Raw genomic sequence first — 12120 nt, 5'->3', positions numbered from 1 at the left:
GACTCATGAGTGCTCGGTTATATGCGGGCCAATTGGTTGTGCGGTAGATTTTGTGTGTAGGCTTCTTCATTTGAAAATTATATCGCTGAAAAAGCCTTTACAGATAGGTTTGTGCAACAAAGCCCCCGGTCAATAAAGCCAGCATCAAACCTTCATGCTGCACGGGCTGCTGATGAATAAAATTGCGTAATGCCAAACGCTGCTGCTCAACCCAGAGTTGCATCTGACTGGAAACAGAAGCTTGTTGTTTTAGGTATTGTTCATACCCTAAAGCATAAACCTCTTGTTCTGTCAGCTTGTGTATTGATGAAACTTTAAATCCAGACATGATATTTTGCTGGATATACCATTGCTCCTGATCAAAGGCACCCTCAGTAGCATAGCTATGCGCAGGCAGGATTTGTCCCTGCAAACGGTAATATTGACCTAACTCAAGTACTGAAGATGAACTTGAATCTGCTGCATGTTTTAAAAACACCTGCCATTGCACCACTTCTGTATGGCGATTCAATACCTGAATTTTTTGCTGGATGGTCTGATCGCCTAATTCATTGATGTGTTTAATATAGACAATCACTTCAACCTGTTCAGTCTGCTGCTCCCGATGCTGTAAACGCTCGCTCAGTTGATGATTGGCATAACTATAGCCAAGTGTGATCCCCAGACTCAGCCCAATACAGCACTGTAAAAATTTAAAAGATAGAGCATGAATCTGTTTTAAAACAGTCAGCTTTAAAAGAAGAGTCAGGATGAAAAGAGCGCTACACGGAAGGAGTAAAGACTGCAAGATCGGAAGAGTTTTTCCCATTATTGCAATACCCAGCACCCAGCCGATACAGATGATTTGAATCATTGTGATTATAATTTTTTTTATTTTAGGCAATATTAAAGCCCACCGCAGTGAGCTTCAATTGTTTTTTAAATTTATCGATCAGTGTCTAATCATCAATCCAGACACCGTCTTGCATATGCAAAATCGAATCGGCAGTCTGGGCTAACTGTTCATCATGCGTCACAATCAGCATCGCCATATTGAACTCATCACGTAACTCACTGAGCAGTTCAAAAATTTTTACTGCCGTTTTACGATCCAAGTTTCCCGTCGGTTCATCCGCCAGCATCAGTTCCGGCTTTGCCACCAGTGCACGTGCCAAGGCTACACGCTGACGTTCACCACCAGACAGCTCACCCGGTTTATGCGTCATGCGATGCGACAGTCCAACCCGATTGAGCAAGTATTCAGCCTGTTCTTTAGACTGTTTATAGGTTGTTCCTGCGCGCAGCATCAGTGGCATGGCGACATTTTCCAATGCAGTAAATTCAGGCAACAGATGATGGAACTGATAGACAAAACCTAAATGCTGGTTACGTAAATAGCCCCGTTCAGCTTCACCTAAATTATCAAAGCGCTTGCCATTTAAAAACACCTGTCCTTCTGTTGGACAGTCCAGCCCCCCCAACACATGTAACAAGGTACTTTTACCGGAACCACTGGAACCGACAATCGACACAAACTCGCCTTTTTTGACCTGCAGGGACAAGTTTTTAATCACTTCAACTGTGGTTTTGCCATCGGTAAAACTTTTCGAGATATTTTTCGCTTCGAGGACAAGATTACTCATAACGTAAAGCCTCTGCCGGTTGGGTTTTTGCAGCACGCAGTGCCGGATAAATCGTGGCAAGGAAACTTAAAATAAGTGACAGGCTCACAATCACCACGACATCTTGCCAACGCAAATAAGACGGCAAGTAATTAATAAAATAGGCATCAAACAGGTTCAAACCAAATGCGGTATTCAACCAGCCGATAAAGCCACTGATACTTGAAGCAAAGATAATCCCCAGAATGGCACCGGAAACCGTACCGATCACACCAATAATAGTACCCTGTACCATAAAAATCCGGGTGATGGTGGCAGGTGAAGCTCCCAATGTACGCAAAATGGCAATATCAGATTTCTTGTCGGTGACGACCATCACCAGTGAGGACACAATATTAAATACTGCCACCAGTACAATCAGGAACAGTAGCAAGCTGACCATGGCTTTTTCCATCTGAATCGCACTAAACAAATTACCGTGGGTAAAGGTCCAGTTCGATGCATAGAAATTGTTTGGCAGATCTTTGACAATATCATCCGCCACTTCTGGCGCAAGGAAAATATCATCCAGTTTTAAACGCACACCTTGAGCACCGTCCGGCAAACGCAATAAAGTTGAAGCATCATTCAGGGCGATATAGCCCATCATGGAATCCACTTCTGCCCCAATACTGAAAATACCGACAATCTTGAAACGCTTGAAACGAGGCACCACCCCTGCAGGCGACGGTGTAGCTTCTGGAAGGACTAAAGTAATATTATCGTTTAATCCCAATCCCAGTGAATCGGTCATTTGTTTACCCAAAACAATGCCAAATTCACCTTTTTTCAGGCTATCAATACTCCCCGCAATCATGTGATTCTGGATAATTGACACTTTCTTTTCGTATTCAGGTTCGATGCCCGTGACCATAATTCCAGCCACTTGCCCCTGTGCCGTCAGCATGCCCTGTAACTGGGTGAATGGCGCTACACCTTTGACATGCTCATGCTGTTCAACTTTCTTTGCAAGTTCTGGCCAATTTGTTAATATTTGTGTTGAAGAAACAGTAGCTTGAGGTATCATTCCCAATACACGGTTTTTCAGCTCGCGGTCAAAGCCATTCATTACAGACAAGACTGTAATTAACACGGCCACACCTAAGGTGAGACCGATCATAGACACCAGAGCAATAAAAGAAATAAAGTGGTTGCTACGCCGTGCACGAGTATATCTCAACCCGATGTACAGCGAGATTGGTTTAAACATACCATTTAGTCCGAGGAATAATTATGGAAAATTTACAGCATCAAAGCGGCAATATGGAACGCCGCGTTATGTCTCGTATCGATGCTGCTTTGCGAATTAATTATCAGATTATCTCTGATGATGTCGCACTTAATGACCCTTATGATCCTAACTTTGTGCTGCCCCGCTATTTTCTACTACTCGCAGAATTAGATCAATTTGATCATGCTGTAAACTACGAATTAGAACAATTAAATGAAAAAGATCAACAAATTGCTAGAATATTATCTTTATTCAACCAAAAATTAAACCTTATTACCGGCTCTTTATACGATGCAATTGTACAATCCATGTTACCAATCCCGGAACATGTCAATTTTTCCGAAACTGGTTTCAGTTTTTTTAGCGAGCACCCTATTCAGGAAGGCACTTATGTGCATGTGACCTTGAGCCACCCTGAAAATTTCTTCCATATTGCAGCAACGGCCCAAGTCGTCTATAGCCGTACAGAAGATAATGGCAAGTTCCGTACTGGTGCTTATTTCATTACATTGCATCCACAAGACCGGGTAAAACTTGCCGAGTGTGTCAACCTCAGCAAAAATAAAGATTAGAGATTTAACTGCTGGACTTGATCTTGATGGCGAGATTCTGGCTCGCCTTAAGATCACGATAAAAATAAACAAACAGGCCAAACAATAAAATAAAAGCGCCAACAAAAACCATCACCGATAATTTTTCATTATTCAGCATCGCTCCAAACAACATGGCCAACATGGGTGTCAGCACAGTAGTCAATGATAAGGTCGTCGCCTTAATGTTCTGTACCAGTTTAAAATAACAGAACATCGCCAACAGTGATGCCATAATCACCGCATAAAACAAACCGATCAATGCCTTGGTATTCGGAATATGATCTGGCGCATGCTGCCAGATCAACGGCAACATGCACAGTGCAAACAGGCTGGAGACCAGAATGGAACCCGTTGCTTGAGCCATGGGTTTCAGCGGTGCATTGACTTTTTTGACCCAGAAAATGGATGCGCAATATACAAAAACACTGATCAACATCAATCCTATGCCCATTGGCTGGACGTGATGGTCACTGCCACCCAGACAGATAATCCCCAGCCCCAATACTGCAATGCACATCCCCATCCACTGCAAGCGATGCAAATGAACGTTAAAAGCAAAACGGCCAATCAATCCGGTCATAATCGGAGCCAGACCGAACATCAAGGCAATAATGCCTGAACTTAAATAGGCTGTGGCTAAATAGGTAAAAATTTGTGAACCAATAAAACTGCAGGCACCGGCAATATAACTATGCAGGGAGATTCCATTCAAAGGTAATCTGACTTTAAGAACGACCAGCAAGCCCAATGCTAAAGGCATTGCAATAAAAAAGCGCAGTGCCAACGCCCACAAACTATGCAAGTCCGAAACACTCCAGACAATTGCCAGTGGCGTGGTTGCCCAGATAAATACCAATAAGGCATACGTGGACATGATATTGGTTTTTGATGGCATGAGGAGCTCAAGTTAGGCTGCTGTTTTACGTTTCTGTTTCTGAATGGTTTGATCCAGTGCACTGGAAAATTCGCGCTTGTCCCGTTCAGAAATTGGTGGTGGACCACCCGTATTGACACCTGCTCCGCGTAATGAATCCATGAAATCACGTAAATGCAGACGCGCTTTTACGTTGGCAGAGGTATAAATCTCGCCGCGAGGATGAATAGCAATTCCACCTTTTTCAATCACTTGAGCAGCCAATGGAATATCCTGGGTCATGACGATATCATGCTCTTTCATGCGCTCGATAATTTCTTTATCTGCAGCATCTGCGCCACTCATCACCTGAATGGAGTTTATCCGTACTGACGGGGTAATCCCCACATTTTGATTCGCGACAAAAGTCACTTCCAGCTGATAACGGTCAGAAGCGCGAATGATTACATCACGCAGGATTTTAGGCAATGCATCGGCATCGACCCAAAGTTTAAATGGCAGCACACCACATCCATAGTCAAAAAAGAATAGCCTGTAGTTTAGCAAATTCCATACGACAGGAGGATGGCTAAATTGATTCAGCTCATTTGCTGTTTTTAGATTTAACTCACATGGTCATGCTTTCCATGGCACACTTGCAGGCTTCATCGCATCCAGATACAGGATTTGAGTTTATTTTAACGACTTTAATGGTTAAATTTAGTCCCTTGACTTGAAATTTAACAATAACCCTCGATTTAATAGATAAATACGGCCCAACATCAATTGTGAATATGAAAAATCAAAATAGACCAGAACTGATCACCATTGAAGACCAGAACTTTGGCAGTCATGTCGAACATTGGAATCTGCTTACAGATCACCCATGTACCGATGTGCCCAAGTGGTTAGGCCTGGCACTTGATGCACCAGTGATGCCAATGGGTTTATGTAAAGAAGAAGCGGATATGGACGCGTCAGCCTGGCTCATTCAGGGACCTAAACAGGCAAACGTGCAAATGACCCAAGTCATTGCTGTTGAAAACAACAAGCCTCAAGCGGTCAAAACCGCCTTTCCAAGTTTTGAAAGTCCCTACAAAGTAAATGCCTTCATTGAACGGATTATCACCTGTAAATCCAACACTCAGGCGGTACTGCGCTTGAATCTGGGTGCGAATACCATTGTCTATGCCTTTGACACACTGTATAGCGTCAATCATGACCAGTATGAAAAAGATCAACCCTATCTTGCGCAGCTCAATGCCTGGGCCTATGAACTGGAAGCCGTTTCAGATCATGAACAGCTGGTAGTGGATGATCCGGCCTCCATCAAACATCACCGTGCATTAAATGATATTCTGGCTGCCAATAACGGCGTGGCACCTGCCAATTTGCAGGAACAGATTGATGCTTGGGAGCCCAAATCGGAAGATGACAAAGAACCGGTGACTGTCGATTTTTCCAAAATGGTGGCCTATCTGTATGGCGAAAATATGGGACAGGAAGATGAAGCCTGGTTTCAGGGCAATATTGTCGGAAAAACCTCGATGTCATTTATGGATCAGGACTATACGCTTTATGATGTCGCCCTGATTCATGATGAAAATCAGGCAGCCACCCTGATTCGTATTGCCACCAAGAATCCGGCTTATAAAGACTTTGCAATTGGTCAATTCATTCGTGGCAATTTATGGATTCAAGTGAATATTTACGCTAAAAAATAAATCTTCTAACAAGAGCAGCACCACAACAGGATTATCCTCTCAGGTTATGGTGCTGCTTTTTATTTTTTTAATACTCTTCTTTCATGATTATTCATCCCCTCTTTATTTTTCTCCCTCTGGGAGAAATAAAAGGAATTTATGAAAGAAGTCTAAGTTTTATTATCTCTATCTACAGTGTGATTAAAATTTATCCACAAACCAGCATTATATGGGTGGTTTTGAATTTAAATTAAAATAACTTATCCACAGTTTTAAATTCAAAATTTTATTTTAAATAAACAGCACAGCTATTATATTTTTAGCCCTTACTTTTATGCCTGCTATCCAGCACAGCCCTGTAATGGCAATCATCTGACAAGCCAGCTGATCTTCTGGCCAATAAAATAAATATTTTAATTACATATTTTTATTTAGTACTTTATTTAATCAATTTTTTATGATAAAAATAAAAACAAGCAATATAAATTAACGATAAATAAATCGGAATAGAGTTTCCATGAAAATCGTGCAAGAAGAAAATATACAAACAGTTGGCCATCAACTGACTAAACGCTTCCAGTTAGACGGCATTTCATCCCTATTTTTTGTCTTGGGTATGTTTATGTCTGCCTATATTTTGCATCACTTTATTTTTTAAGCTTATTTTAACTACTTATTTTTACCATGCTTATTTCAGCCAATAAAAAGCCCATCATGTGATGGGCTTTTTAGCTTTAGGAATTAAGCATTGCGTTTGGCAAAGTCATCCATAAAGTTAACCAGAGCCTGTACGCCTTCTAATGGTACAGCATTGTAAATACTTGCACGCATACCACCCACTGAACGGTGACCTGCCAGGTTAAGCAGATGATTCGCTTCAGCTTCTTTCAAAAATTGCTTCTCAAGCTCAGCTTTTGCCAAGGTAAATGGTACATTCATGATAGAACGGTTGGCTTCTGCAATCGGGTTGGCATAGAAATCACTGGCATCGATATAACCATACAGTAATTTGGCTTTTTCAAGGTTGACCTGATGCATGGCATCGACTCCGCCATTTTCAAGCAGCCATTCAAATACCAGACCAGATAGGTACCAAGCATAGGTAGATGGTGTGTTGACCATAGAACCGTTTTTCGCCTGATCTGAATATTTCAAAATGCTTGGAATTTCAGGTTTGGCCTGATCAAGTAAATCTTCACGAATAATGACTAAAGTTAAGCCGGCAGGACCAATATTCTTTTGCGCACCTGCGTAGATTAAACCAAACTTGGATACATCTAGTGGCGCAGATAAAATGCTCGATGAAAAGTCACATACCAGTGGTTTATCTGTTTCAGGAATACCCGCAAACTGAAGGCCGCCAATGGTTTCGTTGTCGGCATAATGTACATAAGCCGCATCGTCAGACAAGTTCCAGCTGCTTTGCTCTGAAATAGCCAATTTACCGTTAATACTGGTACCGGCTTCTACAACATTAATGTCGCCGTAGCGTTTTGCTTCTTTCAGCGCTTTTTCTGACCAGATTCCGGTATGAATATAATCAGCCTTGTTGTTTTTACCCAACAAGTTTAAAGGAATAGCAGAGAATTGCAGCGAAGCACCACCTTGCAAGAACAATACTTTATAGTTCTCAGGAATGTTCATCAGTTTGCGCAAATCTGCTTCTGCTTTTTCTGCCACAGCTACATAGTCACTGCTACGGTGACTCATTTCCATGATCGAAAGGCCTTTGCCATGCCAATCAAGCAATTCAGCCTGAGCTTTTTCTAAAACGGCAGTAGGTAATGCAGCAGGACCAGCACAGAAGTTGTACGCGCGCATGATTTTTCCTTTCAAAGTGAAACACAATAAAATGATGGCATTTAACCACAGATAGGCGTTGCTTGCAGTAAATTATCCTGAAAATATTTCAATGCTGTCGGACATTTAAAGTCAAAATCTCAATAAAGATTGATTTTAGCAACTCCTTTTTCACGACTTGGGACGTAGTTTAAAAGTGCAACTGCATCTTATTACTTCTCTTTTCAAATTCTGCTGTAATATCTTCGCATGAGCCATCTAATCACGTGATTGCTATACACATGCATATTAAACAAGACAACAACTTATTGATTAGACATACAATTCAATCTATGCCATATAATTGTTACAAAGAAATTGAGAGTTTGAGTGATGTTATTGCGTTTACATGCACAACCAAAAAAAATTGCACTCCTCATACAACAAAATTTTCGTGTTGGCCTTTATACGGCTAGTCTGCTTTTTGCTTGTCCAGCCTTTGCCGAAAGCATCAGTTATGCACAGGCTGAACAGTCGATTTTAAAGGATTCCTACAGTACGCAGGCCAATCAGGCTTTGCAACAAGCTGCACAATTACAAGCTGAAGCGATCAAGGGTTTAGGTCTGCCCCGGGTGGATTTAAATGTGCGTGCCTATGCTTTCCATAATGAAGTCGACCTGCCACTTGATTCTTTTAAAAACAATCTGGAACAGACACTTTCTCAAGGCATCAACGATCGTATTAATCAAGAAAACCTTCCATCCACTATTTCTGATCCTTTAAAGCAAGGTCTGAATCAAACCATTCATAGCGGTATTGGGCTATTCCCTGACTCGGCCAACGTGATTCTGGAAGATCAAGTGATCCGCCCTACCGTTTCAGTGTTAATGCCTTTATATACCGGCGGTCTGACCTCCAGCACCAAGGAAATAGCTCATCTCAGGGCACAACGTAGTCAATTGAATACCAAACAACAGCAAGATGTACAACGCTTTGAACTAATTCAGGCCTATTTTAATGCCCAACTGCAAAAGCAGCTTTTAGCCTCTAGCCAGTCCAATTTCAACGCCATGCAGACCCACTACAGCAATGCCTTAAAGCTGGAACATCAGGGTTTTATCAGCAAAGGGCAACGTATGCAGTTTGAAGTGGCAAAGAATAATGCCGAGCGTAATGTGCAAAATGCAACGGCCAATTTAAGATCCAGCCTGTTTCAGCTTAATAACCTGTTACAGCGCAGCCAGATTACCGAACTGAGCACGCCCCTATTTGTTAATTCTAGCCAAAATCAAAACCTGAATACGCTGTTAAAAAGCTATCCGGAACAATCTGTACTGATCCAGAAAATGCAGATGGACACTCAGCTGGCCAATGCCAACGTCAAGGTACAAAGTGCTGCGAAAAAACCTAATTTGTTCGCCTTTGGCGAATATAGTCTGGATGAAAAGCAAAACTGGATTGTCGGTATAGCAGCACGTTATAACCTGTTTTCAGGCGTTAATAACAACAAAAATGTTCAGGCCGCAGAATTGCAACGTTATGCTTCTGAACTGATGACCGAACGCACCAAGCAGGAAGTCGAAAACATTATTTATAGCTCTTACAATGAAATGACCTCAGCCCAGCAAAGTCATCAACTACTGCAACAGAATGTCCAAGCTGCCCAGGAAAATTTGCGTATTCAAACTTTATCTTTTAAAGAAGATATGGGAACGGCCACCCAGGTGATTGATGCACAAAATAGCCTGAATGCTTTAAAAAGCGAGATGGCACTGAATGCTTATAAATATGTGATGTCCTTGGCCACTTTGCTGCAAAGCCATGGCTCGATTGAACAGTTTCAAAACTATGTCAGTCAAAGCAATACCAGTTATATTCGTTAATTTTTGATGGGGAACCACATGACTCAAGATCAAAACAGGCCTGATCAAGATGTAGAAAATACCTCATCAAAAGGAACTTCTACCCCTACTTCAGCTCCAAGCCATCAACAAGACACTCAAACGGCCTCTGAACAGCACAGCAAGATAGATGATGGATTTTTCAGTTATTCAGAACAAGCGCAAGCGCCGACCACTGAAAATACAGATTCAAAATCTTCAGCTGTCATTAAAGTGGTTGGCATCATCATACTGATCTTGCTTCTAGGCCTCATTGGCTTTGGGTTATGGAAAAGTTATCAGCCCAAGGAAGTGGAGCTACAAGGGCGGGTTGAAGCCGAAACCCTCCATATCAGCACTAAGGTACCGAGCCGCATTGAAGAAATATATATTCATGATGGACAAAAAGTACTTAAAGGTCAGTCACTGGTCCGCTTGTTTAGTCCGGAAGTTGAAGCTAAAAAGCAGCAGGCTCTGGCCAGCCTGCAATCTGCTTTAGCCTTGCAATCCACAGCGGATCGCGGTTCACAACAGGAAAATATCGACAGTTTATATGCCAACTGGCAAGCCATGAAAGCCCAGCAAGAGCTGGCCCAAACCACCTATCAGCGTGGCGCTAACCTGTTTAAAGAAGGCGTCATTTCACGCCAACGCCGTGACGAAATGCAAGCTGCCGCACGATCTGCCGCACAAATGACCGAAGCGGCTTATCAGCAATATGCACGTGCCAAACGCGGCAGCACGCCAGAACAGAAATCCTCCGCCGATGCCCAGGTGGAAATTGCCAAAGCGGCTGTTGCGGAGGCCAATGCGCTGGAAGCTGAAACCAAGCTGGTTTCCCCGATCAATGGCACCATCTCCAAAACTTATGGCAAGGTGTCTGAACTGGTGGCTATGGGCGTGCCAGTCGTCAGTATTATTCAGGATGATGAGCTCTGGGTCAGCCTGAATATTCGTGAAGATCAATATGCACAGGTCTATCAGGCCAAATCGATTGAAGGCTTTATTCCTGCATTAAACAAAAAAGCTCTGTTCAAGATCAAAAAGATTGATGCCGAGGGAGAATTCGCCACCATTAAAACCACACGCCAAACCGGTGGCTATGATATTCGCAATTTCAAGATGCAGCTCACCCCTGTCCAGCCGATTCAGGATTTAAAAGTCGGCATGAGCATACTGTTTAAAGTGCAAGAGTCCTAATTATGCTGCATGGCATACTGCGTGAACTCGGCTATTTGCTTCGGCATAAATGGGACCTGTGTCTGGTCACCCTGGCACCTGGCTTTGTGATTGTGCTGTTCACCAGTATGTTTGCTCAAGGTAAACCCAGCCATCTGCCGATTGCAATTATTGACCAGGACCAGAGTGAACTGAGCCGTAATATTGAACATTCTGTCCGTCAGAACAACACCCTGAGCATCAGTACCATTTCCAGCAGTCAGGACCAGGTTGAACAGCTACTCAACCAAAATAAAATCTGGGGTTATATCACTATTCCAGAAGGTGCCGAAGAACGCTTGGTACAAGCCAAGGATGCCCAGATCAGTATTGCCTATAATCAAAGCTATTTTAGTGTCGGCAATAGCATTTCATCGGCCATGCTGATCAGCACTTTGCAGGCACTGGCCGACTTTACTGGACACAGTTATTTGCAAAACCAGATTCCTGATCTGAATGCCCCCACGCCGAATGTCAAAATTTCGCCGCTGTTTAATCCCGGGCTAAGTTATGAATTTTATTTAGAACCGTACATGATCCCGGCGATTTTGCATTTATTGCTCTGCTGCTGTGTGGCATTTTCAGTCGGACAGGAACTGAAATTTAATACCACAAAGCAGTGGCTAGCACAGCAAAATGTCTTGCTTGCCCTGCTGGGCAAAAATATGACTTATGTGCTGATTTTCAGCTTTTGGACCTGGTTATGGATGTTCTGGCTGATTGAAATTCGCGGCTGGTTTATACAGGGACAGCTCTGGCCTATTCTATTGGGACAATTTCTTCTCTATAGTGCTTATGCCTTGATCAGTAGTAGCGTTGTTCTAGCCACCCGTGATCTGGCGAAAAGTTTTGGTTTTATTGCCGTGTATGGCGGATCTTCTTTAAGTTTTGCTGGCGTGACTTTACCGCTAAATAATGCGCCCTTATTCACCCAGTTCTGGTCAAACATTATTCCCTACACCCCTTATGCCAAATTACAAACAGAACAATGGGTCATCGGCAGTCCTGTATCCATTTCGCTGTTACCACTTGCAATTTTAGCCGTATATTGCCTGATTTATCTGGGCACTGCCTACTTCTTCCTTAAAAAATATCTAAGAACCTATCCAGAATATTTTCTATGCAAAAGTAGCCTTAAAAAGGCTAAATTAATGAACTGAAGGCTCGTATTTAGGTGCTTTTCACAGTTTTTCCAGAGCCTTCTGCATTTTTCTAACCAAGC

11 protein-coding genes and 2 pseudogenes are annotated in these 12120 nt (G+C 42.6%); 6 read left to right on the top strand and 7 right to left on the bottom strand.

The features are described 5' to 3' along the window. Nucleotides 1-97: 97 nt before the first annotated feature. The 3 genes from FTT87_RS14540 to FTT87_RS14530 form a co-directional block, all read right to left on the bottom strand. Nucleotides 98-808, bottom strand: coding sequence for a DUF4131 domain-containing protein (locus FTT87_RS14540; protein ID WP_257230591.1), 711 nt, complete (start codon nucleotides 806-808; stop codon nucleotides 98-100). A 130-nt stretch (nucleotides 809-938) separates the two neighbouring features. Then, nucleotides 939-1622, bottom strand: coding sequence for a lipoprotein-releasing ABC transporter ATP-binding protein LolD (gene lolD, locus FTT87_RS14535; protein ID WP_086196199.1), 684 nt, complete (start codon nucleotides 1620-1622; stop codon nucleotides 939-941). Then, nucleotides 1615-2850: a lipoprotein-releasing ABC transporter permease subunit gene (locus FTT87_RS14530; RefSeq protein ID WP_086196200.1), complete on the bottom strand. Its 1236-nt coding sequence runs from the start codon at nucleotides 2848-2850 to the stop codon at nucleotides 1615-1617. The genes lolD and FTT87_RS14530 overlap by 8 nt, the downstream gene beginning before the upstream one ends. 23 nt (nucleotides 2851-2873) lie before the next feature. Between FTT87_RS14530 and FTT87_RS14525 the strand changes: the two genes are divergently transcribed. Further along, complete coding sequence (locus FTT87_RS14525) at nucleotides 2874-3443, top strand: PilZ domain-containing protein (protein WP_086196201.1); 570 nt, start codon at nucleotides 2874-2876, stop codon at nucleotides 3441-3443. A gap of 4 nt (nucleotides 3444-3447) precedes the next feature. Here the strand turns inward: FTT87_RS14525 and FTT87_RS14520 are convergent, their stop codons facing one another. Both FTT87_RS14520 and FTT87_RS14515 read right to left on the bottom strand, forming a co-directional pair. Then, nucleotides 3448-4359 (bottom strand): DMT family transporter, encoded by a 912-nt coding sequence (locus tag FTT87_RS14520; RefSeq protein ID WP_180081501.1) that lies wholly within the window; start codon nucleotides 4357-4359, stop codon nucleotides 3448-3450. 12 nt (nucleotides 4360-4371) lie between these two features. After that, a complete protein-coding gene (locus FTT87_RS14515; RefSeq protein ID WP_180042180.1) occupies nucleotides 4372-4842 on the bottom strand; it encodes a YaiI/YqxD family protein in 471 nt (156 codons plus the stop codon). 269 nt (nucleotides 4843-5111) lie between these two features. On the opposite strand from FTT87_RS14515, the gene FTT87_RS14510 reads away from it, so the two are divergent. Beyond that, nucleotides 5112-6041 carry a hypothetical protein gene (locus tag FTT87_RS14510; protein WP_180081503.1) on the top strand — a complete coding sequence of 310 codons (930 nt, stop codon included), beginning with the start codon at nucleotides 5112-5114 and terminating at the stop codon, nucleotides 6039-6041. A 496-nt stretch (nucleotides 6042-6537) separates the two neighbouring features. After that, nucleotides 6538-6678 (top strand): hypothetical protein, encoded by a 141-nt coding sequence (locus FTT87_RS14505; protein WP_180081505.1) that lies wholly within the window; start codon nucleotides 6538-6540, stop codon nucleotides 6676-6678. A gap of 83 nt (nucleotides 6679-6761) precedes the next feature. Here the strand turns inward: FTT87_RS14505 and serC are convergent, their stop codons facing one another. Next, nucleotides 6762-7841, bottom strand: coding sequence for a 3-phosphoserine/phosphohydroxythreonine transaminase (serC, locus tag FTT87_RS14500; protein WP_086196205.1), 1080 nt, complete (start codon nucleotides 7839-7841; stop codon nucleotides 6762-6764). Between the two features lie 351 nt (nucleotides 7842-8192). Between serC and FTT87_RS14495 the strand changes: the two genes are divergently transcribed. The 3 genes and pseudogenes from FTT87_RS14495 to FTT87_RS14485 all read left to right on the top strand — a co-directional run. Continuing rightward, nucleotides 8193-9683: a TolC family protein gene (locus tag FTT87_RS14495; protein WP_180175033.1), complete on the top strand. Its 1491-nt coding sequence runs from the start codon at nucleotides 8193-8195 to the stop codon at nucleotides 9681-9683. 18 nt (nucleotides 9684-9701) lie between these two features. Next, nucleotides 9702-10880: an HlyD family secretion protein gene (locus tag FTT87_RS14490; protein ID WP_180081509.1), complete on the top strand. Its 1179-nt coding sequence runs from the start codon at nucleotides 9702-9704 to the stop codon at nucleotides 10878-10880. A 2-nt stretch (nucleotides 10881-10882) separates the two neighbouring features. After that, a pseudogene (locus FTT87_RS14485) lies at nucleotides 10883-11998 on the top strand (ABC transporter permease); the annotation flags it as partial. A 2-nt stretch (nucleotides 11999-12000) separates the two neighbouring features. On the opposite strand, the pseudogene FTT87_RS14480 reads toward FTT87_RS14485, so the two are convergent. Continuing rightward, nucleotides 12001-12120: pseudogene (locus tag FTT87_RS14480) on the bottom strand (IS5/IS1182 family transposase); the annotation flags it as partial.

Origin of the sequence: Acinetobacter sp. YH01022, assembly GCF_013420235.1 — a bacterium.
Lineage (GTDB): Bacteria > Pseudomonadota > Gammaproteobacteria > Pseudomonadales > Moraxellaceae > Acinetobacter.
The sequence above is the reverse complement of the archived record's forward strand: the minus strand, read 5'-3'. Positions and strand labels throughout refer to the sequence as shown.